Below are 25,480 nucleotides of genomic sequence, written 5' to 3'. Positions count from 1 at the left end.
GTCTCCCTTTGGTTTGTTTTTGGGCCGGGCCCCCTTCCCCACTCCGCGCCACCGACTTCCCACGCCCCGGCTCCCACTCCACACCCCCGGCTTCCCAGTCCGCGCCACGCGCGGCCCCGGGCTCAGCGGCCGCCGACCGCCTGCTTGACCAGCGTCCGCCCGAAGTCCCACATCAGGCCGCTCCCCCGGTGGGCCTCGTCCATGATGTCGCTGAAGGCTTCCACGAACCGGTCCACATCGCGCTCGGTGATGATCAGCGGCGGGATCAGCTTGATCACTTCCAGGTGGTCGCCGGACACCTGGGTCAGGATGCGGTGCCGCTGCAGCAGCGGCACCACCACCATCTGCGCGAACAGCCCCTTGCGCGCCGCCTGGAGCGCGGTCCAACCGGTGCGCAGTTTGAGCGACTTGGGCCGGCCGAACTCGATCCCGATCATCAGCCCGCGCCCGCGCACCTCGGCGAGCAGCTCGTAGGTGTCGACCAGTGCGGCCAGCCGTTCGCGGAGGTGGTCGCCCACCTTGCGGGCGTTCTCCACCACCTGCTCGTCGCGCATCACCTCCAGGGTCGCCAGCCCGGCCGCCATGGCCTGGGCGTTGGACCCGAAGCTGGCCGAATGCACCAGCACCCGGTCCATCGAGGAGTACACCTTCTCGAAGATCCAGCTCTTGCCGAGCGTCGCCCCGATGGGCACGTACCCGCCGGACAGCGCCTTGGCCGCGCAGACGAGGTCGGGCAGGACCCCGTCCTCGTGCTGGTAGGCGAAGAACTCGCCGGTGCGGCCGATGCCGGTCTGCACCTCGTCGCAGATCAGCAGCGCCTTGTGCTCGTGCAGCAGGGCCTGGGCGGCGCGCAGCCAGCCGGGCGGCGGAGCCTGGACGCCCTTGCCCTGGATCGGCTCGACGATCAGCCCCGCGACGTCGCCGCGCTTCAACTCCTTGGCCAGCGCGCCGAGATCGCCGAGCGGGATGGCGGTGTCCGGCAGCAGCGGGTCGAAGCCCTTGCGGAATCCGTTCTCCCCGTTGACCGAGAGCGAGCCGGTGGTCAGTCCGTGGAAGGCGTGGTCGGCGTAGAGGATCCGCCGGCGCCCGGTGGCGTACCGGGCGAACTTGAGCGCGGTCTCCACCGCCTCGGTGCCGCTGTTGCCGAAGAACACCCGGTCCAGCCCGGGCGCGTACGACAGCAGCCGCTCGGCCAGCAGTCCGGGCAGCGGCGGGCAGTCGAAGCGGACCAGGTCCGGCAGGTCGAGGTCCATCACCTGCTGGACCGCCGAGCGCACCACCGGGTGGTGGCGGCCGAGCGCGAAGATCCCGAAGCCGGCCAGCATGTCGAGGTACTCGTTGCCCTCGGCGTCGTAGAAGTACTGGCCCTCGGCGCGCTCGTAGTACTTGTCGAAGCCGATGGTGTGCAGCATGCGCGGCAGCTGCGGATTGAGGTAGCGGCTCTGCAACTCGTAGCGCTCGCCGCCGCGTTCGGCGATCAGGGCGGCGAGGTCGAAGGGGCGGTCTGGGTCAGCCGGCATGGCGCGGGTTCGCTCCTCGGGTCGGTAGCAGGTTCTTGGCGAAGACGGCGGTCTGGGCGGCGACCCCGGTGCCGGTCAGTCCGGCCTCCTCCAGGATCTCCCCGCGCGAGGCGTGGCCGAGGAACTCCTGGGGCAGGCCGAGCACCCGCACCGGCACGTCCACGTCGGCGTCGCGCAGCGCCTGGGCGAGGACCGAACCGACGCCGCCGGTACGGCCGTTGTCCTCGACGGTGACCACCAGCCGGTGGGCGGCGGCCAGTTCGGGCAGCGCCGGGTCGACGGGCTTGACCCAGCGCGGGTCGACCACGGTCGCGGTGAAGCCCTCGGCGAGCAGCAGCCGGGCCGCGTCCAGGCAGGCGGAGGCGGTGGTGCCGACCGCGACCAGCAGGATCTCCGGCACCCGCCCGGTGCGCAGCAGCACGTCCACCCCGCCGGTCCGCTCCACGGCCGGCACCGCGGGCCCGACGTTCCCCTTCGGGAAGCGCACGACGGTCGGGGCGTCCCGGACCTCGACGGCCTCGCGCAGCTGGGCGCGCAGCTGTTCGGCGTCGCGGGGCGCGGCGAGCCGCAGGCCGGGGACCACCTGGAGGATCGACATGTCCCACATGCCGTTGTGCGAGGCGCCGTCCGGCCCGGTCACCCCGGAGCGGTCGAGCACGAAGGTGACGCCCAGCCGGTGCAGGGCGACGTCCATCAGGACCTGGTCGAAGGCCCGGTTGAGGAAGGTCGCGTAGACCGCGACCACCGGGTGCAGCCCGCCGGTGGCCAGCCCCGCCGCACTGGTGACGGCGTGCTGCTCGGCGATCCCGACGTCGAAGGTCCGCTCCGGGTAGGCCTTGGCGAACGGGGCCAGGCCGACCGGCTGGAGCATGGCCGCGGTGATCGCCACCAGGTCCGGCCGCTCGGCGCCGAGGGTGACCAGCTCGTCCCCGAACACCGAGGTCCAGGAGACGCCGCCGCTGGGCGAGATCGGCAGGCAGGTGTAGGGGTCGATCGGGTTGACGGCGTGGAAGCGGTCGGCCTCGTCCTGCTCGGCCGGCCGGTAGCCGCGCCCCTTGACGGTCAGGCAGTGCACGATGACCGGCCCGCCGAAGTTGCGGGCCTGGCGCAGCGCCTGTTCGACCGCGCCCAGGTCGTGGCCGTCGATCGGTCCGAGGTACTTGAGGCCGAGGTCCTCGAACATGCCCTGCGGGGCGAAGGCGTCCTTGAACCCCTTCTTGGCTCCGTGCAGCGCGTCGAAGATCGGCTGGCCGACCAGCGGGGTGCGCTGCAGGGCCTCCTTGCCGAGGGCGAGGAAGCGCTCGTAGCCCTGGGTGGTGCGCAGGGTGGCCAGGTGGTTGGCGAGGCCGCCGATGGTCCTGGCGTAGGAGCGCTCGTTGTCGTTGACGACGATGACCAGCGGCCGGTCGCGCGCCTCCGCGATGTTGTTGAGCGCCTCCCAGGCGAGCCCGCCGGTGAGCGCGCCGTCGCCGATCACCGCGACGGTGTGCCGGTCGTGCTGGCCGAGCAGCCGGGCGGCCTTGGCCAGGCCGTCGGCGTAGGAGAGCGCGGTGGAGGCGTGCGAGTTCTCGACCAGGTCGTGCTCGGACTCGCCGCGCGAGGGGTATCCGGAGAGTCCGCCGCGCATCCGCAGCCGGCTGAAGTCCTGGCGGCCGGTGAGCAGCTTGTGGACGTAGCTCTGGTGGCCGGTGTCGAAGACGATCCGGTCGTACGGCGAGTCGAAGACCCGGTGCAGCGCGATGGTCAGCTCCACCACGCCGAGGTTGGGCCCCAGGTGGCCGCCGGTGCGGGTGACGGCGTCGATCAGGAAGTCGCGGATCTCGTCGGCGAGCAGCGGGAGTTCGGCCGCCGGGAGCTTGCGCAGCTCGGCCGGCGACGTGACGCGGGAGAGCAGTGACATGGGTACACCTCACGACTCGGAGCGGTGCGGTGGCGCCTCCGGCCGGCCCGGGCGGCGCGGGGCCCGGCCCGGTTCGGGAACGGGCCCGGCCCGGTTCGGGAACGGGCCCGGTTCGGGAACGGGCCCGGCCCGGTTGGGCGGAGCCGGCCCGGGCGCGGGGCCCGGGCCGGGGTGCCGACCCGGGGGCCGGCTCCCGTCTCAGCGGCCCTTGTTGCCGCTGACGGTCTCGGTGATGGCGCGCAGCGACTGCTGGAGCGAGCCCATCGTCGCGAGGACGGCGGTCGGCTCGTAGCCGCAGTGGGCCATGCAGTTCTCGCAGCGCGGGTCCTTGCCGCGGCCGTACTTGCTCCAGTCGGTCTTCTCGACCAGTTCGCGGTAGGTCGGCACGTAGCCGTCGGCCATCAGGTAGCAGGGCCGTTGCCAGCCGAACAGCGAGTAGTTGGGGATGCCCCAGGGGGTGCACTCGAAGTCGGCCTTGCCCTCCAGGAAGTCCAGGAAGAGCGGGCTGTGGTTGAGGCGCCAGCGCTTGCGGTTGCCGTCGGCGAAGGCCGTGCGGAAGAGCTCCCTGGTCTGCTCGACGCCGAGGAAGTGCTCCTGGTCGGGGGCCTTCTCGTAGGCGTAGGCGGGCGAGATCATCATCTCGTCCACCTTGAGCTCGTCGTTGAGGTAGTCCAGCACCTCGATGACCGTCTGCGGGGTGTCGGTGTTGAAGAAGGTGCTGTTGGTGGTGACCCGGAAGCCGCGGCGCTTGGCCTCCTTGATCGCGGCCACCGCCTCGTCGAAGGTGCCCTCCTTGGCCACCGACTCGTCGTGCCGCTCGCGCATGCCGTCGATGTGCACCGCGAAGGTGAAGTACGGCGAGGGCGTGAACTTGTCCATCTTCTTGCGCATCAGCAGCGCGTTGGTGCAGAGGAAGACGTACTTGCGGCGCTCGACCAGCTGCCGGACGATCTCGTCGATCTGCGGGTGCATCAGCGGCTCGCCGCCGGCGATCGAGACCATCGGGGCACCCGACTCCAGGACCGCGCCGACCGCCTGGGCCACGGGCATCCGCTGCTTCAGCACGCCCGCCGGGTGCTGGATCTTGCCGCAGCCCTCGCAGGCGAGGTTGCACGCGAAGAGCGGCTCCAGCTCCACGATCAGCGGGAACTTGTCCCGGCGCTTGAACAGCTTCTGCTGCATGAGGTAGGTGCCGACCCGCACGGTCTGGCGCAACGGCATGGCCATGGCTAGCTCGCCTCCTGGGGGAGCGTCGAGGATGTGGGGTGGTTCAGGTCTGCGGAGCCGGGCGCGCGCTCCTGCCGGTACCAGTCGACCAGGGCGGGGACCGTCGCCCGCAGGGTCCGCCAGGCACGCACCCCGGCCGGGAGGGTGCCGAACCGCAGCAGCTCGTGCTCGGGCGTGTCCACCACCACCCGCAGGACGGCCGCCGGCAGCGCGGGCCGCACCTCGCACAGCGCGGCCAGGACGGCGGCGGCCTCCATGTCGACGGCGAGCGCGCCCTGGAGGTGCAGGGCGCGCCGTTCGATGCCGCGCACCACGTGGTCGGCGGTGTGGTGGACGCCGGTGTGCACGGTCAGGCCGCGCTCCTTCAGCGCCCGGGTGAGCCCCGGGCCGGAGTCGACCGGGTACAGGTGGCCCTCGGCGTCGCGCACGCCGTCGGCGGCCACCACGTCGCCGGGCAGGACACCGGGGCCGACCGCGGCCCCGAAGCCGGCCACCACCACGGCGCCGTAGCCGGTGGGGGCGGAGCCGAGCAGCCGTCGGACGGCCGTCCCGGCGCGCCGCCGGCCGACCCCGGTGCGCAGCAGTACCGGGGAGCCGCCGACCGCGCCGCGCCAGTCACCGCCGCGCAGGGCCCAGACCTCGGGGCCCAGGGCGCAGAGCACCAGCAGGGGCGCGGTGGTCACCGGGCCGCCCCGATCGCCGGGGCGCCGTCGGGCCGGCCCGTGCCCGGGGCGCCGTTGAGGTAGCGGCCGAGCGCGGTGACCGGGAAGACCAGCCGGTACAGGTGGTAGTTGATGGAGAAGTCCCACGGGAAGCCGGTGCCGGTGAACTGCGGCTCGTCCCAGGTGCCCTCGGGCAGCTGGGTGCGCACCAGCCAGTCCACGCCGCGCTCCACCGCCGGGTTGGCCCGGCCCTGCGGCCCCTCGCCGGCCGAGAGCAGCGCCATCAGCGCCCACGCGGTCTGCGAGGCGGTGGAGTCGCCGCGCCCGGCCCAGCGCGCCGGGTCGTCGTAGGAGCGCATGTCCTCGCCCCAGCCGCCGTCGGCGTTCTGCCGGTCCTCCAGCCACCGCACCGCCCGGCGGATCGCCGGGTGCTCGTCCGGGACGCCGGCCGCCACCAGGGCGGGCAGCACCGAGCCCGTGCCGTAGATGTAGTTGGTGCCCCAGCGGCCGAACCAGGAGCCGTCCGCCTCCTGGTTGCGCAGCAGCCATTCGACGCCGCGCCTGGTCCGGGGGTCGCGGGAGCGGCCGGTCTCGGCGAGCATCTCCACCACGTGCGCGGTGACGTCGGCGGACGGCGGGTCGACCACCTCGCCGAAGTCGCAGAACGGCAGCTTGTTGGGCAGCGTGCCGGTGTTGTCCACGTCGAAGGCGCCCCAGGCGCCGTTCTTGGACTGCATGCCGAGGTTCCACAGCACGCCCCGGTCCACCGCCGCGTCGACCTTGCCCGGATCGGGGTGGGCGACCCGGCGCAGCGCGAGCACCACCTCGGCGGTGTCGTCGATGTCGGGGTAGGTGTCGTTCTCGAACTCGAAGGCCCAGCCGCCGGGGGCGAGCCCGGGCCGCTTCACGGCCCAGTCGCCGGGCTTGCGGATCTCCTCGCCGAGCATCCAGTCGACGGCGGAGACCAGCGCCGGGTGGTCGGCCGGCACCCCGGCGTCGACCAGGGCGATGGTGGCCAGGCAGGTGTCCCAGACCGGGGACTGGCAGGCCTCCAGCCAGCGCTTGCCGTCCTCGGTGTGCACGGTGAAGCGGTCGAAGGAGGAGAGCCCGGCCTTCACCACCGGGTGCTCCAGCTCGTAGCCCTCCAGGTGCAGGGCGATCAGCGAGTAGACGGCGGGGGGCTGGATGCCGCCCCAGCAGCCGTCGGCCTCCTGCCGTTCGACGATCCAGCGGCAGGCCTGGGAGACGGCCAGTCGGCGCAGCGGGCGGAAGGCCCGGCGGTGGTAGGCGTGCAGCGCCTTGTCGAGGCGTTCGAAGAGGCCGTCCCAGGTGGTGGCGGGGGCGAGCGGCCGGTGGGGGTACGGGTCGTTCGGGTCGGTGTGCAGCTCGGTGAGCGCGAAGGGGGCCGGACGGACCGGGCGGTGGGAGGAGACGACGGTCAGCGGGACGATGGTCTGGCGGGCCCAGCAACCGAAGGCGTAGATGTTCAGCGGCAGCCACTTGGGCAGGAAGATGATCTCGGGCGGCATCTCGGGCAGCCGGTCCCAGGGCCACCAGCCGAACAGGGCGAGCCAGATCCGGGTGAACACCCGGGCGGCCGCGATGCCCCCGGCGGAGCGGACGTAGCGCGCGGCGGCCAGCATGTGGGGGGCGTCCGGGTCGTCGCCGGCCAGCTTGAGCGCGACGTACGCCTCGACGGTGGTGGACAGCTCGGGCGGCCCGCCGTGGAAGGTGGACCAGGTGCCGTCCTCGCGCTGCTGGGAGCGGATCCACTCGGCGGTGGCGTGGGTCAGCTCCTCGGTGCGGATTCCGAGGAACTGGCGGAGCAGTAAGTCCTCGGCATCCATGGTGACGTTGGTCTCCAGGTCGCCCTTCCACCAGCCCTCGGACGACTGCAGGGAGAGCAGGTGGGTGGTGGCGCGGGCCAGGGCCTCCCGCGCGTCGGCCGGCCGCAGGTCCGCCCCACCGGCCGGCCGGAGCTGGTCGGTGTCCTCGGGCTGCCACCGCCCCGTGCCCAGCAGGGCCGGGGGGCGGTCGCCCACCGCGACCGGCTCGGGATCGTACTCAGGGTCGAGCCGGCCGTCCGCGGTTGCTGTCAACGTAACGTCACCTCTCTCGTACCACCACGAATTCGGCGAGTGCGACGAAGTGCTCGCGCACCTCGTCGGTCATGGGCACCTCGTCCAGGGCGGCGAGGGCAGTCGTGTGCTGGCGGCGGGCCTCCTCCTGGGTCCAGGCGCGGCCGCCGGCCTCCTCGATCAGCGCGGCCCGGTCGGCGAGCTCGGGCTCGCTCTCCTCCCCGCGTCCCTTCGGGTCGGCCAGTTGCTCGGCGAGCCGGCGCGAGGCCGCTCCGCCCTCGGCCAGTGCGGCGGCCACCGGCAGGGACTTCTTGCGCTGGCGCAGGTCTCCCCAGTGCGGCTTGCCGGTGACCTCGGTGGCACCCCAGATGCCGAGCAGGTCGTCGACCGCCTGGAAGGCCAGGCCGAGGTGGTGGCCGTAGCGCTGGAGCGCGCCGGAGACCTTGTCGTCGGCGCCGGCCAGGACGGCGCCGATCGCCGAGGCGGCGGCCAGCAGGGCCGCCGTCTTGCCGCCCTCCATCTCCAGGCACTCCGCGACCGTGACGCTGTCGCGCTGTTCGAAGGCGACGTCCATGGCCTGGCCGTCGATCAGCCGGCGGGTCGCCGTGGTGAGCAGTCGGACGGCACGCGCGGCGTCGGTGGCGCTGGCGCCGCCGGTCACCGCGGCGTCGAGCAGCACCTCGGTGCCGAGCGTCGCCAGGGCGTCGCCGACCAGGATCGCCTGGGCCGGCCCGAAGACCGTCCAGGCGGTGGCCCGGTGCCGTCGGGTCTCGTCACCGTCCATCAGATCATCATGGAGGAGGGAGAAGTTGTGCACCAGTTCAACCGCGACCCCGCCGGGCACCCCCACCTCGGCCGCCGCGCCGGTGGCCCGGGCGGACAGCAGCGCCAGCGCCGGGCGCACGGCCTTGCCGCCGTCCCCCGTCACCGGCGTGCCGTCCCGGTCGATCCAGCCGAAGTGGTAGGCGGCGACGGTGTCCATGGGTGCGGCCAAACGGGCGACGGCGGCCCGTAGCGGCGGGGTGCAGAGCGTACGGCTGCGGGCGAGCAGCTCCGGCACCGAGACCGGTTCGGCGTGCGCCGTGCCTCCGACGGCGAAGCCGGTGCGTGACTCCACGTGCGTTCCCTCTCCCTCGTGGTGCCGGACCGCACGGGGCGGCCGGGTGCCGGCAGTGCGGCAGGTGTCGAATCGAGTGCCGGTGCCGATGGTGCCGGTGTCGGTGGTGCCGGTGTCAGTGGTGCCGGTGTCGGTGGTGCCGGTGCGGCCGGACGGGCCGCGGCCGGTGGTTGCGCCGATGCGCTCGACGGTACGCCCGTCGGCTCTGGCGGGCTCTCCGGCGGCGGGGCCCGCCGTCACCTGGGCCACCTCCCGTCGCCGCGGTCCACCGGCACCCGGGTGCCGGCCGCGGCGAGCGCGGCGTCCGCCGCGGCGTGGCCGCTGCGCACGGCCCCTTCCATGGTCGCGGGCCAGCCGGTGGCCGTCCACGAGCCGGCCAGCAGCAGGCCGGCGACGTCGGTACGGGCCGACGGGCGCAGCGCCCCGTTGCCCGGGGCCGGGTCGAAGGTGGCGGTGCGCTCCCGGGTGACGAAGAAGTCCAGCACCTCCGCCTGGGCCGCGGCCGGCAGCAGCCGGCCCAGCTCCGGCAGGTAGCGGCGGCGCAGCTCGGCGACCGGGAGGTCGATCTCGTCCTGCGCGGCGGACTGCGACAGCGCCAGGTACTGGGCGCCCGGGTGGGCCCGGCCCAGCGGGGCGGCGGCCAGGCCGGAGTGCGCCGTGCGGTCGAAGACCCACTGGACCGGGGAGCCGAGCGCGGCGAAGAACGGCCGGCGCAGCACCTTGCGGTCGTAGATCACGTGCACGTTGAGGATCGGCGCGGTGCCGAAGCCGGCCAGCCGCTCCTGCCCGGGGATCGCGTTCGGCGGCAGCAGCGCGGCCGTGCTGTCCTGGGCGCCGGCCAGCACGACGGTGTCGGCGGTGAGCAGTTCCCCGCTCTCCAGCCGGACGTCGTGCTGCGGCGCGGCCGGCTTCAGTTCGGCCACCCGGGACCGCAGCAGCACCCGGACGCCGGCCCGCTCCAGCTCGGCGAGCGCCCGGTCGTGGTGGATCGTGCCGAGCGGGACGGCGGAGACGCCGATGTCCGAGGCGCCCGGGTCGGAGAGCAGACCGGTCTTGAAGACCATCCCGGCGAGCGCCATCGACACCTGGTCGGCCCGGCCGTTCAGGGTGGCGACGCCGACCAGGTCCCACAGGGCGGCCTGGGTGGCGGCGTTCTGCCCGTTGCGGCGCAGCCACTCGCCGAAGGAGATCGCGTCCAGCGCCGGGTCGGCGAGGTCCAGCCGCTGCAGGGCGAGCGCGCCGCGGACCACCCGGGCGCGGTCGGCCGGGGACAGGTGCGGGTAGCGGGCCAGGCTGGCGGCCAGGTGCAGCGGGACGGGCAGGCCGGCCCGGCGCAGCCGCCCCAGGGTGCGCACCGGGGCGGCCCGCGGCCCGGTGACGGAGAGCACCGGGATGTCGAGGCGCTCCTGGAGGTTGACCAGCCGGGTGGCGCCGAGCCGCTCCAGCAGGCCGCGGTAGGCGGTGCAGCAGCGCAGGTAGACGTGCTGGCCGTTGTCGACGGTCAGCTCACCGCGCTGGAAGGAGAAGGCCAGGCCGCCGAGCCGCGGCCGCCCCTCGGCGAGGGTGACCCGGTGGCCGGCCTCGGCGAGGCGCAGTGCGGTGGTGATCCCGGCCAGACCGCCGCCGACCACGACGGCGGCCGGGCGCGCGGCATCGGCTCGCCCGGTCATCGGCCCTCCCCCTCGCAGTCGGTGGACCGCCCGCAGGCGGTCGCTGAAGCCGGTACTCGCCCGGTCGGCACGGAACTACCCGCACGTGATTCCACGCTGACACAGCGTGACAGAACTGGTGTGAGAATCAAGAACGCCCCCCGGCGAGCCCGGAAAGCGCCACGTACGCCTTCTCCCAGCCCGGCAGGGAGACCCGGCCGCGCAGCACCGACTCCGGGTCGGTGGCGATCCGGCCGAGCAGCCGGTGGTAGATCCCGGCCATCGCGGCGGTGCAGGCGCGGCTGCGGCGGTCGAGCATCGGCAGCAGCCGCAGGCCCTCCTCGAAGGCCGCCTGGGCGCGGGCGGCCTCGAAGGCCACCAGGCCGGTGAAGTCCGCGCCGACCGGCGGCTCCGGCAGGGCGAAGCCCTGCTCGCAGCCGAACCGGACCAGGTCCTCGGCGGGCAGGTAGGTGCGGCCGTTCAGGGCGTCCTCGCGCAGGTCGCGCAGGATGTTGGTGAGCTGCAGCGCCAGGCCCAGGGTGTCCGCGTAGCGCGCCCCGAGCTCCGGGTCGTCGCAGCCGTAGACGCCCAGCGAGAGCCGCCCGATCGCGCCCGCCACGCAGCGGCAGTAGACCTTCAGCTCCTCGAAGGTCTGGTACTCGGCGCCCTTGAGGTCCATCTCGACGCCGTCGATCAGCTCGTCGAAGCCGCCGAGCGGGATCGGGAAGCGCCGGGCCGCGTCGGCCAGGGCGACCTTGATCGGGTCGGTGTCGTCCTCGGCGACGACCCCGGAGCGGACCTCGTCCACCAGTTCCCGGGTGCGCAGCAGTGCCTCGGCCTTGCGGTCGTCCGGGAGGTCGCCGTCCCCGATGTCGTCCACCCGGCGGGCCAGGGCGTACAGGGCCGACATGGCCAGCCGCTTGGGTTCGGGCAGCAACCGGATGCCGTAGCTGAAGTTGCGCGCCTGCAGTCCGGTGACTGCCTCGCAGTACCGGTACGCCGCCATGACCTGGGCCGACGCCAGTGGTGATACCGCCACTCGGGCGTTCACCTTCCCTTCGCGAAGATGGCCGCCGCCTTCGCTGCGAGGCGGCGCTTGTCAGGCTTCGCCTGCTGGGCGAGCACGTCGTACCCGGCGTCCTCGACGGCCGCCAGGGCCGCGTAGCCGCCTGCGGTGAATCCCGCCAGGAGCAGTCGAAGCCTCCCCCGAACCGTACCTACCAATGGTGCGCCGCGGTCGAGCAGGGTGCGGGCCCGCTCGACCTCGAAGGCGATCAGCTCGCGCACCGCGCCGTCGGCGGAGGGGGCGGCCAGGTCCGCCTCGGTGACACCGAAGCGGGCCAGGTCCTCGGCGGGCAGGTAGATCCGGCCGTGGGCGAGGTCCTCGGCCACGTCCTGGATGTGCTCGACCACCTGGAGGCCGCTGCACACGGCGTCCGAGAGCTCGATCCGCTCGGGGGTGGAGACGCCGGCGATGGCCAGCACGAGGCGGCCGACCGGGTCGGCGGAGAGGGTGCAGTAGCCGAGCAGGTCGTCGAAGGTCGCGTAGCGGGCGGTGGTCTGGTCCACCCGGTTGGCCTCGATCAGACGGCGGAACGGCTCGGGGGTCAGGCCGTGCCGGTCGACCAGCGGGACGAGCGCGTCCAGCAGCGGGTGGCGGGGCCGGTCGGCGCCGGCCCCGGAGCCGCCGGCGGTGCTCAGCGCGGTCTCGAAGACCCGGTCGAGGTCCTGCTCCAGTCCGTCGAGCAGGGCGAGCCGGAAGGCGGTCTCCTGCGGGGTCGGCGGGCCGGGCTGGGCCGAAGGGGTGGCGGGGGGCGTCCGCTCGACCCCGAGCAGGCGGGCGGTGGCGGCCGGGTCGGCCAGGTCGCCGTCGCCGGCGTCGTCGACCAGGCGGGCGAAGCCGTACACCGCCATCAGGTCGTCGCGCCAGGCCGCGGGCAGGAAGAAGGGGGCGACGGGGAAGTTCTCCGCACCCGCCTTGTCCAGGGTCTGTCCTGCGGAACCGTTCACCGGCGTATCTCTGGGCTGGGCCGAAGCCGACACTGCTGTCACTCCCCCGTTCTACACCGCGTGGCACGACCGGCCCGACTCGGACACGCGTCCGAGCGCGGGGGCCACGCACGGCACACCGCCCCCGGGACCACCAGGCTGGCACGCCGGGGCCCGGCGGAAAAGAGCGCCCCGCCCCGGGCACCGCGCGCTCACCCCCGCGGCGGCGGGCCGGCCGGGGCCGCGGGGCGTACGGGCCGGGCCGCGGGCACGGTGAAGGGCCGGCTCCGGAAGTTCCGGAACCGGCCCCTGGGGTGTGACGGAGACTACGGTCGGTCGCCGCGCTCGTAGCGGCTGACGACCTCCTCGGTGGGTCCGTCCATGACCAGCTCGCCGGCCTCGATCCATATGGTCCGCTCGCAGACCTCGCGGATCGAGTTGTTGTCGTGGCTGACCAGGAAGACCGTACCGGCGGACTTGCGCAGCTCGTCGATCCGGCGCTTGCTGCGCTGCTGGAAGGCCTGGTCGCCGGTGGCGAGGGCCTCGTCGATCAGCAGCACGTCGTGGGTCTTCGCGGCCGCGATCGAGAAGCGCAGCCGGGCGCCCATGCCGGAGGAGTAGGTGCGCATCGGCAGGGAGATGAAGTCGCCCTTGTCGTTGATGCCGGAGAAGTCGACGATGTCCTGGTAGCGCGCCTTCACCTGGGCCGGGGTCATGCCCATCGCCAGGCAGCCGAGGATGACGTTGCGCTCACCGGTGAGCTCGTTCATCAGCGCGGCGTTGACGCCCAGCAGCGAGGGCTGGCCGTTGGTGTAGATGCCGCCCTTCTCGGTCGGCAGCAGGCCCGCGATGGCGGCCAGCATGGTCGACTTGCCGGAGCCGTTGGAGCCGATCAGGCCGATCGCCTCACCCTTGTACGCGGTGAAGCTGACGCCCTTGACCGCGTGCACCTCGCGCACGCCGGCGGCGCGCTTGCGGCTGATGATGCGGCTCAGCGCCGAGGTGGCGCTGCCCTTGCCGGAGCCGGCGCCGTGCACCTTGTAGACGATGTGCACGTCGTCGACGACGACGGTGGGCTCGCGGGCCACGTCCGTGTCCAGGACGGTGTCGCTCTTGCTCAGGTCGATGTCAGCCACGGCCGTACTCCTCCTCGGCCTTCCAGAAGAAGACGTATCCGACGACGAACATGCCCACGCCCCAGGCGAGGCCGTACGCCCACTGGTGCGGCGGGAGGGCCTGGTGCACCGGCTGGTGCGGGTTGTAGATGACCGGCGCGAAGGCGTGCCGCAGCAGGTCCATGTAGATCGACGCCGGGTTGAGCGACATCAGCGTCTGGATGTAGTGCGGCCAGTGGGTGATCTTGTCCTGGATGCTGAACATCACACCGGACAGGAACATCCAGGCGCGCATCACGAACGGGATCAGCTGGGAGATGTCGCTGGTCCGGGAGCCGATCCGGGCCATCACCAGCGAGATGCCGGTGTTGAAGAGCGTCTGCAGGAGCAGCGCCGGGATGATCAGCAGCCAGGTCCGGCCCGGGGTGATGCCGGCGGCGAGCACCGTGACGACCAGGACGACCATGGAGATCAGCAGCTGCTGGAGCTGGATCACGGTGAAGGCGATCGGGAGGCTGGCCCGGGGGAAGTGCAGCGCCCGGATCAGCCCGAGGTTGTCGGAGATCGCCCGGGTGCCGGCCTGCACCGCGTTCTGGGTGAACTGGAAGACGAAGACGCCGATGCAGAGCCAGGCGATGTAGGTGTTGTCCGGGAAGCCCTGCTTGCTCGCCAGGATCACGCCGAAGACCAGGTAGAACACCGCGCAGTTGAGCAGCGGGGTCACCACCTGCCACAGCTGGCCGAGCTTGGCGTTGGTGTACTGGGCCACCAGGCGGGCGGTGGCGAAGGCCCAGATGAAGTGGCGCCGGGCCCAGAGCTGCTTGGAGTAGGCGAACAGGCCGGGACGGGCACCGCTGACCGCCAGACCGTACTTGTCCGCAAGCTGCTTGGGGGTCAGGCCCGCGTCCACCCCTCTGGGGGCCGAGAGGCTGACGGGTTCACTCACTGTCGACACATTCGTCCTTCACGCGGGATCGGTCGGGGCGGCCGGTCGGCGAGGTCCGCCGGTGCACCGATGGGGATCCACTGGGATCTCGGGGGAGCCGGCCGGTGTGTGGGCACCGGCCGCAGCGATCGGGCATTCGATGCGGGTGCCATCGGATGCGATCAGATGATCGGTGGTCGGCCCAGCCTGGTCAGTCGCCAGACGGTACGCCACCGCATGGGCCGCCGCGGACCGCAGGGTTCGCGCCAGCCCGCCCGGAACCCGCCCCACCAGGCCTTCAGCGCCTCCGGGGAGGGGCGGCGGGCCAGGGTCAGCAGGAACCAGGTTCCCGGATAGAGAGGCACCAACAGGGCCGGAAGGTTCCGCCTCGCGAGCCAGACCCGGTTTCGGGCCACGTTGTGGAAGTAGGTCGCGTGGCGGGCCGGCGAGGTCGTGGGGTGGTGCAGCACCACGTCCGCCCGGTAGTCGATGGCCCAGCCGGCGTCCAGCGCGCGCCACGCGAGGTCGGTCTCCTCGTGGGCGTAGAAGAACTCGGCGGGCAGCTGCCCGGCCTGCTCGAACACCTTGCAGCGCACCGCGCTCGCGCCGCCGAGGAAGGTCGTCACCCGGGACGAGCGCAGCGGGTCGCTGGCGCGCAGCCGGGGGACGTGGCGGCGCTGGGTGACCCCGGTGTCCGGATCCGCGATCCGGAAGGCGACGATGCCCAGCTCCGGGTCGGCGGTGAAGGCCTCGCGCAGCAGTCGGGCCGAGTCGGTGCGCGGCAGGTTCCCGTCGTCGTCCAGGAAGAGGACCGCGTCGACCTCCGCCCCGTCCCGGCCGAACAGCTCGATGCCGACGTTGCGCCCGCCCGGGATGCCCAGGTTCTCCGGCAGCTCGACGCTGCGCACGCCCTCCGGCAGCGGGGGCAGCTTCACGCCCTGGCCGACCACGGCCAGTTCGACCGCCGGGCCCTCCTGGGCGCGGACGGCCTCGATCAGGGCGTTGAGCTCGGCCGGCCGGTTGCCCATGGTGATGATCACGGCGCCGAGGCGGAAGTTCTCCGCGGTGGTCCCGTTCATCGCAGCCTGCTGGAGAGGACGATGCTCAGCAGGTGCAGCACGGTCTGGAGCATCGCGATCGCCGCCAGGACGACCACCGCGAGCCGGGTGAAGAGGAGTCCGCCGTGCACGGCGTCCGCGACGCCGGCGGCCAGGACGAACAGCGAGGCCTCGACCGCGCCGACCAGGCGGTGGAACTTCAGGAAGGAGGCCGCCCGGCGGGCCCTGGCGACGGAGGAGGACCGCGGGACCGAGGCGCTGTCCTCGACGGCCGTCATGCCGCTGCGCGCCCGGGCCACGTCCACCAGGTCGGTCTCGGACTTGATCAGGATCGCGCCGAGCGCGGCCAGGGTGCCGAGGAAGGCCCACTCCCAGTGCGACCCGGCGCCCTCGCGGTGCAGCAGGTCGGTGGCGCGCAGGCCGAGGCCGGTCAGCAGGGCCGCCTCGGACATGTAGTGGCCGACCCGGTCCAGGTAGACCCCGGTGAGCGAGGTCTGCCGGCGCCAGCGGGCCACCTCGCCGTCCACGCAGTCCAGCAGCAGGTAGACCTGGATCAGCAGGGCGCCCAGGACGGCGCCCGCGATGCCCGGCACGACCAGCGCGGCACCGGCCAGGATGCCGGTGAACATCATCAGGTACGTCAGGCCGTTGGGCGTGATCGCCGTCATGGTGGAGAGCACGCGGGTGATCCGCAGCGAGATCTTCCGCATGTACAGGCGCCCGGCCCAGTGCTCGGCGCTGCGGCGCTGGAGCATGCCCTCCGGGTGGATCACCGCGCGCAGTTCCTCGATCGAGGGCCTGCGGCTCAGGTCCACCGGGGGCCGTTGGGCTCCCGCGGTGGAGGGGTCAGCTGTTGACGGCTTGGACATAGTCGGCGTACGCGTCCCTGATTGCGGAAGGGGAGAGGTCGAGGTGTTCGAGGATGGTGAAGCGCCCCGGTCGGGTGTTCGGAGCGTAGTGCACCGCTTCGGTGAACTCCGCCTCGGTGAAGCCGATCTGAGCGGCGGTCACCGGCAGTCCGTGGCTCGCCAGGCGCTCCACGATCAGACCGGTCAGCTCGCGCTCGCCCCGCAGGAAGCTGGCGAAGGCGGCGCCGAGGCCGACCTGCTCGCCGTGCTGGGCGGACCGCTTGGGATACAGCACGTCCAGGGCATGCGAGATCTCGTGGCAGGCACCCGACGAGGGCCGGGTGCTGCCCGCGATGTTCATCGCGATGCCGGACAGTACCAGGGCCTCGGCGAGCGCCGTCAGGAGGTCCTGGTCCTGGGTGCCGCCCGGGTGCCGCAGCAGGTTCTCGCCCGCCGAGCGGGCCATCGCCACGGCCAGTCCGTCCACCGGCTCACCGGTCACCGCGTGCGACAGCTCCCAGTCCGCGCACGCGGAGATGTTGGAGACGACGTCGCCCACGCCGGCCGCCACGAAGCGCGGCGGGGCCTGCCGGATCACGTCCAGGTCGACCACGATGCCGATCGGGCTGGGCACCCCGTAGGAGCCGCGCCCGGCGTCGTTGTCCAGGGTGGAGACCGGCGAGCAGATGCCGTCGTGGGCCAGGTTGGTGGCGACCGCGACCAGCGGCAGGCCGACCCGGGCCGCGGCGTACTTGGCGGCGTCGATGATCTTGCCGCCACCGAGGCCCACGATCGCGTCGTAGTGCCCGCCGCGCATCGCCTCGGCCAGCCGCACCGCGCTGTCCAGGCTGCCGTCGTCCACGTTGTACCAGTCGGCTCCGGGCAGGGCCGGCTCCAGGCGACGGCGCATGGCCGAGCCGGAGCCGTTGCTGATCGCGACCGCGATCCGGCCCGAGGCCGACAGCCGCTGGTCCGCGAGGATGCCGCCGAGCGCGTCCAGCGCGCCCGGGCGGATCTCGACGAACAGCGGCGACGGAACCAGTCGGGTCAGTACCGGCACGCGATCTCCCGCGCCTTCGCCAGGTCGTCGTGGTTGTCGACCTCGACCCAGGAGACCTCGCCGATCGGCTGCACGTCGATCCGCAGGCCGCGGTTCACCATCTCCTGGTAGCCGTCCTCGTAGTACAGCTGCGGGTCGCGCTCGTAGGTGGCGCGCAGCGCGTCGGTCAGGTCGGCGGCGGCGGACGGGTTGATCACCGTGACGCCGATGTACTCGCCGGTCGCCTCGGCCGGCTCCATCAGCTTGGTGATGCGGCGCATGCCCGTGGCCGGGTCGACGATCACCTTCATCTCCTCGTCGGCGAGCTTCTTCACCGTGTCGAGGGCGAGCAGGATGCCGGGGGCGGTGCCGGACTCGGTCAGTCGCCGGTTGCCCTCCAGCATGGTCCGCTGGACGGAGACCGGGTGGACGGTGTCGCCGTTGGCGAGCAGCAGGCCCTCGGCGAACAGCTCGCGGGCGCACCACAGCGAGTAGGCGTTGTTCCACTCCTCGGCCTTGTCGTTCTCGACCAGGTGGAGCTTGACGCCGTACTTGTTCTCCAGGGCGTCCTTGCGGTCGTACACCGCCTCCTTGCGGTAGCCGACGACGATCGCGGCCTCGCGCAGTCCGACCTCGGCGAAGTTGCCGAGCGTGAGGTCCAGGACGGTCCGTTCCCCGTCCACCGGCACCAGCGCCTTGGGCAGGGTGTCGGTGTACGGGCGCAGCCGGCGGCCGGCGCCGGCTGCCAGAACGAGGCCGATCATGCGGGTCTCCTGATCCGTCGTGCTGTGCGCGGATCTGTGCCGGAGGTCGGCGGCGCCACCGGTTCGCCCGGACCGGCGTTCGACCGGGGCGGGCGGCGGCGCGCCGGTGCCGGCACAGATCCGGGCACCGTGTCGTATGTGATGGTAGGCGACCGGGGCGACCGGCCAGAACGCGCCCGTGGGCCCGGGGCGGCCGACGGGACGGCCGACGGGGCGGCGGGCCCCGGGCGGCGGGCGGGACGAACGGCGGCCGGAACGGCAGGCAGAACGGCGGCCGCGGTGGCGGTGGAGCGGCCCGGGGCGGCGGCGGAGCGGTCCGCGGCGGCGGTGGAGCGGCCCGCGGCGGCGGCGGAGCGGTCCGCGGCGGCGGTGGAGCGGCCCGCGGCGGCGGTGGAGCGGTCCGGGGTTCGCACCGGCTCCGCCGGGCCGGTCGAACGGGCTCCGAACGCGCGGCGAACGGTTCTGCGAATTCCGTGCCCCTTTCGGGGGCTTCCCGGATCCTTCTCTGGCCGGTTTCCGATTCCTCCGGGTCATGATCCGTCCGGTTGTGCGTGGGACCCCTGGCGAGTGCCACCCATACGGCAGACTGGAGCCCGACGCCGGCGCCGGTGCCCCTGCTGTGTCCGCCGCACTCCACCCGGTGCGTCGGAGACACCCGATGCTCCCGTTGCTCCGCTCCCGAAAGAGGCCCCATGCCCCAGAGTCTGCCGACCGACCCGACGCACTTCGCCGCCGAGATCGACACCGGTCTCGACGTGGAGACCGATGTCACGGTCGACCCCCGGGCCACCGGATCCGCCCCGGCCGGAGCCGAGATCCTGCTGGAACTGGTCGACGACGAGGGCGTCACGATCGGCACCGGCGAGAAGCTCTGGGCCCACCAGCAGCCTGGCCGCCTGCACCGGGCCTTCTCCGTCTTCCTGTTCGACCGCCAGGGCCGGCTGCTGCTCCAGCGCCGGGCGCTCGGCAAGTACCACTCCCCCGGCGTCTGGTCGAACACCTGCTGCGGCCACCCGTACCCGGACGAGCCGCCGTTCGTCGCCGCCGCCCGGCGCACCGCCGAGGAGCTGGGCGTCGCTCCGGCACTGCTGTGCGAGGCGGGCACCGTCCGCTACGACCTGCCGGACGAGGCCTCCGGGCTGATCGAGCGGGAGTGGAACCACCTGTTCGTGGGACTGGTCACCGCCCCGGTCGAGCCGGACCCGGAGGAGGTGGACGACTTCGCCTTCGTGACCGCGCAGGAGCTGCGCGAGCTGCGGGCGGAGCGGCCGTTCTCGGTCTGGTTCGAGACGGTCTTCGAGGCCGCGCTGCCGGGCATCCGGGAGATCGCCGGGCGGGACTGGTAGTCCTGGTCCGGCCGCTCCGGCCGCTCCGGTCGTCGGCCCGGTCATCGGCCCGGTCGTCGGCCCGGCCGGTCAGTGGCCGGGCTCCGGGGGGACGGGCAGCGAGGCCCAGATGACCTTGCCGCCCTCCCCCGTGTGTTCGACGTCGCACACCCCGCCGGCCTGCAGGGTGACGCTCTTCACCAGCAGCAGGCCGCGCCCGCCGGTGCTCGCGGTGTCGTTCTCCAGCGCCTTCGGCCGGTACGGATCGCCGTCCTCGACCGACACCCGCACCGAGGCCCGGTGCACCGACAGCTCGGTGACCACCTCGGGGGACAGCTCGGCGGCGTGCGTCACCGCGTTGCTCACCAGCTCCGAGACGATCAGCAGCAGGTCGTCCACCAGCTCCTGGTAGCGCACCCCCGTCATGCCCTGGGCCAGCAGACGGTCCCGCACCGCGTGCCGGGTGAGCGGCACCGAGGCCTCGGTGGCGGGCACCGGGAAGCGCCACACGCCCTCGGCGGGGCCTCCGGAGACCGTGGCCCCGCCCCGGCCCTCCATCCGCCTGTCGCGTCTCGGTTCGGCCTTCGCCGCTCCGCTGATCTGCTCCACGTCCAGCCGCCCTTCGTCCGCGACCCGGGAATCAGGCGATCCGCTTCATGGCGCCCTCGGTCCACAGACGCTACGAGAGCCGTCGCGGCGGCCGTGGCACCGTCGACAAGTTGCCCGTGTCGGACCGGTTCCGGCCGCAACCGACCGCGGCCGGTGCGGGAGTCGACCGGTTCCTTCGCGGACGCCACCGGTTCGGGCCGGATTCGAGCGCGTTCCCAGGCCGTACCAACCTGTGCGGGCCGCGTTCCGGGCCGTGTGCGGGCGTTCCGGGCCGCGTGCGGGCGGTACCGGCCGCGTTCCGGGCAGGGCCCTGGCTCGCCGCGGGCGCGGTACGGCCCGGGCGCCGCGGCCCGCGGGGCCGGACGGGCCTCGGACCAGGATGTCCGGTGGCCCCGCCCCGAGGAAGCGCAGGTGAGAAGCACTCCAGAACCCTGGTAATGTTCTCTCTGTCGCCGAGGGGGCGAGGAAAAAACCCCCGAAGCACACACCCGGTCCGGGTGGCGGAATGGCAGACGCGCTAGCTTGAGGTGCTAGTGCCCTTTATCGGGCGTGGGGGTTCAAGTCCCCCCTCGGACACAGCCGAATTCCCCGTGGGAGCCGAAAGGCACCCACGGGGAATTTCGTTTTTCGGGCCGCCCCTTTCCCGGGCCATCCCCGGTCGCCATCCCCGGCCACCACCCCTTCCGGGCACTGTGGCCTCGGTCTCCTCGTCGGTCCGCACCGGCCCGGACGCCGGACACGAGATGGCAACAATCGGACGGTTTGAGCTTCCTCTGAGGTATTCGCCCGTTTTCGGAACATAGGCTGCTCTCCGTTTGTCCGAAATACCGGCTCAAAATCGCAAAAACACCGACACCACCCGATGAACCACGAGCGAGAGGACCGATACGTTGAGTGAGCCCGAATCGTCGACGGCATCACACCAGAACTACCGCCGATCGCTCGGCACGATCAGCCTGACCGCGGTCGGGCTGGGGTCGATCATCGGCTCCGGGTGGTTGTTCGGTGCCGAGCGGGCCGCCAAGCTCGCCGGACCCGCCTCGATCCTCGCCTGGGTGATCGGTGCCGCGGTGGCGCTGACCATCGCGCTCACCTACAGCGAGCTGGGCTCGATGTTCCCCAAGGCCGGCGGCATGGTCCGGTACGGCCAGTACTCGCACGGGTCGCTGGCCGGCTACCTCGCCGCCTGGGCCAACTGGATCGCCATCGTCTCGGTCATCCCGGGTGAGGCCACCGCCTCCGTGCAGTACATGAGCTCCTGGCACTTCGGCTGGGCACAGGGGTTGTTCGACGGCAAGGAGCTGACCCTCAGCGGAGTGGCGCTGGCCAGCGTGCTGCTGCTCGTCTACTTCGCCCTCAACTGGTTCGCGATCACGCTGTTCGCCAAGACCAACACCGCGATCACCGTCTTCAAGGTCGTCGTCCCGACGGTGACCGCCGGTGCGCTGCTCTTCGCGCACTTCGACACCGCCCACTTCACCGACCACGGCGGCTTCGCGCCGAACGGCTGGAGCTCGGTGTTCACCGCCGTCGCGGTCTCCGGCATCGTCTGGGCCTTCAACGGCTTCCAGTCCCCGCTCAACCTGGCCGGCGAGGCCCGCAACCCCGGCAAGTCGCTGCCGAAGGCCGTCATCGGCTCGATCCTGATCGCCCTGGTGATCTACGTCGCGCTGCAGATCGCCTTCCTCGGCGCCATCCCCGGCGGCGACCTGGCGAACGGCTGGAGCAACCTCTCCTACACCTCGCCGCTGGCCGACCTGGCCATCGCCTGGGGCCTGAACTGGCTGGCGATCACGCTGTACGCGGACGCCTTCATCTCGCCCTCCGGCACCGGCATGATCTACGCCGCCACCACCTCGCGCATGATCCACGGCGTGCAGGAGAACGGCCACCTGCCCAAGATCTTCGGCAAGGTCGACGCCAAGACCGGCATCCCGCGCCCGGCGCTGGTGCTCAACCTGGTGGTCGCCTTCCTGTTCCTCGCGGTCTTCCGCGGCTGGGGCTCGCTGGCCGAGATCGTCTCGGTGGCCACCGTGATCTCGTACATCACCGGCCCGGTCGCCGTGATGGCGCTGCGCCGCCTGGCACCGGACCTGCCCCGGCCGGTCCGGCTGCGCGCCATGCCGGTGATCGCCCCGGTCGCGATGGTGTTCGGCTCGCTGGTGCTCTACTGGGCCCGCTGGCCGCTCACCGGCAAGGTCATCCTGCTGATGGCCGCCGGTCTGCCGATCTGGGCCTGGTACGAGCTGCGCAAGCCGTTCGCCGAGCTGAAGCCGCACCTGAAGGCGGGCGCCTGGATGGTCGCGTACCTGTTCGTGATGGCCGGCGTCTCCTGGGCGGGCAGCGCCGACTTCGGCGGGCACGACTACCTGCCCGAGGGCTGGGACCTGCTGATCGTCGCCGCGATCGGGCTGGCGTTCTACCGCTGGGGCGTCGCCAGCGCCTGGGCCAACCCCTCGCTGGCCGCGGTCCGCCAGGAGATGGCCGAGGAGGCCCGGAGCTCCGCGCCGGACGACGCCGCGGAGCCCTCGCGGGTCTGAGGCGCCTGAGCGCGTGAACTCACGGTGAAGGGCCGGTCGGAATCCTCCGACCGGCCCTTCGGCGTTCGCGGGGACCGTGCACGGTGCGCTCCGTTCCCGGTGTGCTCCGTTCCCGGTGCGCTCCGTTCCCGGTGTGCTCCGTTCCCGGTGCGCTCCGTTCCCGATGCGCTCCGTTCCCGGTGTACGTCCATTCTGCCGTGGCGGGCACCCCCGGGTCACCGTCTTCGGGGATGATCTTCGTCGCGGTTTCCGCGCCTAGCGTGGTCGCGGGCGGCCCTCGACGGGAGGGCCCGGGCAGGGAGCGTCGTCGACGTGACGGAAGCACAGCAGTACGGTCAGGATCCGGCCCTCGCGCGGGAGCTGACCGGGATGATGGCCGAGGACGGCGCGGCCGCCCGCCTGGCGAACAGCCCCGACCTGGCCGAACAGGCGGCCTGGCGCCGGCTCACCGCCCGGCACGGGGACCGGCTCGCGGAGATCATGGCGGCGCACGGCTGGCCGACCGAGCGCACCGTCGGCCCCGAGGCCGCCCGGGCGGCCTGGCTGGTGGCGCAGCACGCGGACCGGCAGCTCGACGTCCAGCGGCAGGCCGCGGCGCTGATGGGCGGGGCCGTCGCCAGGGGCGAGGCGAGCGCCCGCGACCTGGCCTTCCTCCAGGACCGGCTGGCCGTCAACGAGGGCCGGGAGCAGCGCTACGGGACGCAGATCGGCGCGGTGACGGACGGCCGCCCGGTGCCGTGGCCGTGCGAGGAGCCCGAGCGGCTGGACGAGCGGCGCGCCGAGGCGGGCATCGAGCCGTTCGACGAGTACACCGCGCGGTTCGCCCCGAAGTAACCGTCACGTCCGCCGGTCGGGATTGACTCTTGCGCGCGGCCGTCCGCGCCGCATTGACTGACCTCCGACCAGCGCTGCTGGTCAAGGGTCGGCTGAGTGGACGAGAGGACGATCGGTGCGGCAGTACGCGCAGTACCCGGAGCACGGCGACCAGTACATCGACGGCGAGTGGCGGCCCTCCGGTGACACCGGGTCGATCACCGTGCTGAACCCGGCGACCGAGCAGGTACTGGCCACGGTGCCGGCCGGCGGTCCGGCCGACGTCGACGCGGCGGTGACGGCGGCCCGCCGGGCGGCCCGGAGCTGGGGCTCCACCACCCGCGAGGAGCGGCTGGCCCTGCTGACCCGGCTGCGGGACGGGATCGCCGCCGCGCAGAACGAGATCACCGAGACCGTCGTCGCCGAGCTGGGCTCGCCGGTCGGCTTCGCCGGGGCCGTGCACGCCGGGCTGCCGCTCGCCGTGGCGACCTCCTACCTGACCCTGCTCGCCGAGCACCCCTTCGAGGAGCGGATCGGCAACTCGGTGGTGCACGCCGAGCCGGCCGGGGTGGTCGCGGCGATCACGCCCTGGAACTACCCGCTGCACCAGATCGTGGCCAAGGCCGTCCCGGCGCTGGCGGCCGGCTGCCCGGTGGTCCTCAAGCCGGCCGAGGACACCCCGCTGGTGGCCCGGCTGTTCGCCCGGCTGGTGCACGAGGCCGGCTTCCCGGCCGGCACCTTCCACCTGGTGACCGGCACCGGCGCGGTGGCGGGCGCGGCGCTCGTCGGGCACCGGGAAGTGGACCTGGTCTCCTTCACCGGCTCCACCGCCGTCGGCCGGCAGATCGCCGAGACGGCCGGCCGGGGGCTGAAGCCGGTCTCCCTGGAACTGGGCGGAAAGTCCGCCAACGTGGTGCTGCCGGGCGCCGACCTGGCCCGCGCGGTCAAGGCCAACGTCGCCAACGTCTTCGCCAACTCGGGCCAGACCTGCAGCGCGCTGACCCGGCTGCTGGTGCACGAGGACCAGTACGACGAGGCGGTCGCCCGGGCCGAGGAGCTCGCCGCCCAGTACCGGCCGGGCGACCCGACCGACCCGCGGACCCGGATCGGCCCGCTGGTCAACGCCAAGCAGCTGGACCGGGTGCGCGGCTACATCGACGGCGCGCTGGCCGAGGGCGCCCGGCTCGTCGTCGGCGGCTCGGATCCCGTCGCCGAACTGCCCACCGGCTACTACGTCCGCCCGACCGTGCTCGCCGACGTGACCCCGGAGATGACGGTGGCCCAGGAGGAGGTCTTCGGCCCGGTCCTGGCGATCCTCCGCTACCGCGACGAGGACCACGCCGCCGAACTCGCCAACGGCACCCCGTACGGCCTGAGCGGCGGCGTCTGGGCCCGCGACACCGACACCGCCGCCGCCTTCGCCCGCCGCCTCGACACCGGCCAGGTGGACCTCAACGGCGGCCGCTTCAACCCGCTCGCGCCCTTCGGCGGCTACAAGAACTCGGGCCTCGGCCGGGAGCTGGGCCGCCACGGGCTGGAGGAGTTCCTCCAGTACAAGTCCCTGCAGTACTGACGGCATCCCTGGCCAGGGCGGTGCGCGGGCCGTTCGGTCCGCCACCTCCCGGCCGGCTCGCACCGACCGGCCCATCCGGGCCGGCAAGTGACGCACGTCTCGGCGGATCGGCAATCCACTGGGCAGTACGGAACCAAGATCGCGCGGAAACTGGGGCCACAGAGACCCGTACACCGACGGAAGGCCCCGTCATGCGAGCGATCCGCCCCCTTGTCACCGGTCCGGCCGGCCCTCAGACTCCGCGCCGGATGGAGTCGTCCACCCAGGAGGTCATGGCAGAGCTGCAACGGAGCGACGCCAAGGCCACCGGCATTGGAGCCGCGGCCGTCGGCGGCATCACCATGGCAACCGCGCTGAGCAGCGCGCTGCCGCCGTTCTCCCCGCTGGCCAAGGCTACGCTCCTGGGCGTCCTCACCCTCCTGATCGGCTCGCTCGCCCTGTCGTTGGCAGCCGCCAGGCCCCAGCTCCGCCACGACGGCCATCGCGCTCTCTCCTACTTGGAATTCGCCGGTTTGACGCCGGAACAGTTGGTCGAATCGTTCTCGGAGCGGAATTCCGGTGATCTCGCAACGGCGCACGCACAACGCCTGGTGGAGCTTTCCCGGCTCGTCCTGCGGAAGTACCGCCTTCTCCGGCGTGCGGTCGATCTGCTGTCCTGTGGGCTGGTGTTGGGCACGCTGGCCGCCGTTCTGATGCTTGCGGCACACTGATCGGATCATGGTGTCGGCC

21 protein-coding genes and 1 tRNA gene are annotated in these 25,480 nt (G+C 72.8%); 6 read left to right on the top strand and 16 right to left on the bottom strand.

Going from position 1 to position 25,480, the window contains the following annotated elements; translation table 11 throughout:
- Positions 1–122: 122 nt before the first annotated feature.
- From ACFVHV_RS04810 to ACFVHV_RS04740, 15 genes are all read right to left on the bottom strand, one after another.
- On the bottom strand, positions 123–1,520 hold the full coding sequence (locus ACFVHV_RS04810) for an aspartate aminotransferase family protein (protein ID WP_359901596.1): 1,398 nt from the start codon (positions 1,518–1,520) through the stop codon (positions 123–125).
- Positions 1,510–3,420, bottom strand: a complete 1,911-nt coding sequence (gene dxs, locus ACFVHV_RS04805; RefSeq protein WP_359901599.1) for a 1-deoxy-D-xylulose-5-phosphate synthase — start codon at positions 3,418–3,420, stop codon at positions 1,510–1,512. Before dxs ends, ACFVHV_RS04810 begins: the two co-directional genes overlap by 11 nt.
- Before the next feature lie 198 nt (positions 3,421–3,618).
- The gene (gene hpnH / locus ACFVHV_RS04800) at positions 3,619–4,647 is read right to left on the bottom strand and encodes an adenosyl-hopene transferase HpnH (protein ID WP_359901601.1); all 1,029 of its coding nucleotides are present in this window, start codon (positions 4,645–4,647) and stop codon (positions 3,619–3,621) included.
- Positions 4,648–4,649: 2 nt separating this feature from the next.
- Positions 4,650–5,330, bottom strand: a complete 681-nt coding sequence (locus ACFVHV_RS04795; RefSeq protein WP_359901604.1) for a 1-hydroxy-2-methyl-2-butenyl 4-diphosphate reductase — start codon at positions 5,328–5,330, stop codon at positions 4,650–4,652.
- Positions 5,327–7,264: a squalene--hopene cyclase gene (gene shc, locus ACFVHV_RS04790; protein ID WP_359901739.1), complete on the bottom strand. Its 1,938-nt coding sequence runs from the start codon at positions 7,262–7,264 to the stop codon at positions 5,327–5,329. The genes ACFVHV_RS04795 and shc overlap by 4 nt, the downstream gene beginning before the upstream one ends.
- Positions 7,265–7,415: 151 nt before the next feature.
- The gene (locus ACFVHV_RS04785; protein WP_380348844.1) at positions 7,416–8,504 is read right to left on the bottom strand and encodes a polyprenyl synthetase family protein; all 1,089 of its coding nucleotides are present in this window, start codon (positions 8,502–8,504) and stop codon (positions 7,416–7,418) included.
- 236 nt (positions 8,505–8,740) lie between these two features.
- On the bottom strand, positions 8,741–10,174 hold the full coding sequence (gene hpnE / locus ACFVHV_RS04780; RefSeq protein WP_359901607.1) for a hydroxysqualene dehydroxylase HpnE: 1,434 nt from the start codon (positions 10,172–10,174) through the stop codon (positions 8,741–8,743).
- A 127-nt stretch (positions 10,175–10,301) separates the two neighbouring features.
- The gene (hpnD, locus tag ACFVHV_RS04775; RefSeq protein ID WP_359901745.1) at positions 10,302–11,159 is read right to left on the bottom strand and encodes a presqualene diphosphate synthase HpnD; all 858 of its coding nucleotides are present in this window, start codon (positions 11,157–11,159) and stop codon (positions 10,302–10,304) included.
- A gap of 41 nt (positions 11,160–11,200) precedes the next feature.
- Positions 11,201–12,163 carry a squalene synthase HpnC gene (gene hpnC / locus ACFVHV_RS04770; protein ID WP_380348798.1) on the bottom strand — a complete coding sequence of 321 codons (963 nt, stop codon included), beginning with the start codon at positions 12,161–12,163 and terminating at the stop codon, positions 11,201–11,203.
- A gap of 305 nt (positions 12,164–12,468) precedes the next feature.
- Positions 12,469–13,278 carry an ABC transporter ATP-binding protein gene (locus tag ACFVHV_RS04765; RefSeq protein WP_359901613.1) on the bottom strand — a complete coding sequence of 270 codons (810 nt, stop codon included), beginning with the start codon at positions 13,276–13,278 and terminating at the stop codon, positions 12,469–12,471.
- The gene (locus tag ACFVHV_RS04760) at positions 13,271–14,212 is read right to left on the bottom strand and encodes an ABC transporter permease (RefSeq protein ID WP_380348796.1); all 942 of its coding nucleotides are present in this window, start codon (positions 14,210–14,212) and stop codon (positions 13,271–13,273) included. Before ACFVHV_RS04760 ends, ACFVHV_RS04765 begins: the two co-directional genes overlap by 8 nt.
- A gap of 152 nt (positions 14,213–14,364) precedes the next feature.
- Complete coding sequence (locus ACFVHV_RS04755) at positions 14,365–15,261, bottom strand: glycosyltransferase (RefSeq protein ID WP_359901618.1); 897 nt, start codon at positions 15,259–15,261, stop codon at positions 14,365–14,367.
- Positions 15,258–15,995, bottom strand: a complete 738-nt coding sequence (locus ACFVHV_RS04750; protein WP_359901747.1) for a CDP-alcohol phosphatidyltransferase family protein — start codon at positions 15,993–15,995, stop codon at positions 15,258–15,260. The genes ACFVHV_RS04755 and ACFVHV_RS04750 overlap by 4 nt, the downstream gene beginning before the upstream one ends.
- 91 nt (positions 15,996–16,086) lie before the next feature.
- Positions 16,087–17,148: an iron-containing alcohol dehydrogenase family protein gene (locus ACFVHV_RS04745; protein ID WP_359901620.1), complete on the bottom strand. Its 1,062-nt coding sequence runs from the start codon at positions 17,146–17,148 to the stop codon at positions 16,087–16,089.
- Complete coding sequence (locus ACFVHV_RS04740) at positions 17,136–17,891, bottom strand: phosphocholine cytidylyltransferase family protein (RefSeq protein ID WP_359901623.1); 756 nt, start codon at positions 17,889–17,891, stop codon at positions 17,136–17,138. Before ACFVHV_RS04740 ends, ACFVHV_RS04745 begins: the two co-directional genes overlap by 13 nt.
- 692 nt (positions 17,892–18,583) lie before the next feature.
- On the opposite strand from ACFVHV_RS04740, the gene idi reads away from it, so the two are divergent.
- Positions 18,584–19,237, top strand: a complete 654-nt coding sequence (gene idi, locus ACFVHV_RS04735; RefSeq protein WP_359901625.1) for an isopentenyl-diphosphate Delta-isomerase — start codon at positions 18,584–18,586, stop codon at positions 19,235–19,237.
- 69 nt (positions 19,238–19,306) lie between these two features.
- On the opposite strand, the gene ACFVHV_RS04730 is transcribed toward idi, so the two are convergent.
- Positions 19,307–19,774: an ATP-binding protein gene (locus ACFVHV_RS04730; RefSeq protein WP_359901750.1), complete on the bottom strand. Its 468-nt coding sequence runs from the start codon at positions 19,772–19,774 to the stop codon at positions 19,307–19,309.
- A gap of 542 nt (positions 19,775–20,316) precedes the next feature.
- Between ACFVHV_RS04730 and ACFVHV_RS04725 the strand changes: the two genes are divergently transcribed.
- The 5 genes from ACFVHV_RS04725 to ACFVHV_RS04705 all read left to right on the top strand — a co-directional run bounded on the left by ACFVHV_RS04725 (position 20,317) and on the right by ACFVHV_RS04705 (position 25,461).
- Positions 20,317–20,401, top strand: a tRNA-Leu gene (locus tag ACFVHV_RS04725).
- A gap of 314 nt (positions 20,402–20,715) precedes the next feature.
- On the top strand, positions 20,716–22,365 hold the full coding sequence (locus tag ACFVHV_RS04720; RefSeq protein WP_359901628.1) for an APC family permease: 1,650 nt from the start codon (positions 20,716–20,718) through the stop codon (positions 22,363–22,365).
- A 369-nt stretch (positions 22,366–22,734) separates the two neighbouring features.
- Complete coding sequence (locus tag ACFVHV_RS04715) at positions 22,735–23,199, top strand: DUF6624 domain-containing protein (RefSeq protein ID WP_359901753.1); 465 nt, start codon at positions 22,735–22,737, stop codon at positions 23,197–23,199.
- A gap of 115 nt (positions 23,200–23,314) precedes the next feature.
- Entirely contained in the window at positions 23,315–24,751 is a 1,437-nt protein-coding gene (locus tag ACFVHV_RS04710) for an aldehyde dehydrogenase family protein (RefSeq protein ID WP_380348792.1), read from the top strand.
- A gap of 272 nt (positions 24,752–25,023) precedes the next feature.
- Positions 25,024–25,461 carry a Pycsar system effector family protein gene (locus ACFVHV_RS04705; RefSeq protein WP_380348790.1) on the top strand — a complete coding sequence of 146 codons (438 nt, stop codon included), beginning with the start codon at positions 25,024–25,026 and terminating at the stop codon, positions 25,459–25,461.
- Positions 25,462–25,480 lie beyond the last annotated feature (19 nt).

This window comes from Kitasatospora sp. NPDC127116 (genome assembly GCF_042677365.1).
Taxonomy (GTDB): domain Bacteria; phylum Actinomycetota; class Actinomycetes; order Streptomycetales; family Streptomycetaceae; genus Kitasatospora; species Kitasatospora lactacystinica.
The sequence above is the reverse complement of the archived record's forward strand: the minus strand, read 5'-3'. Positions and strand labels throughout refer to the sequence as shown.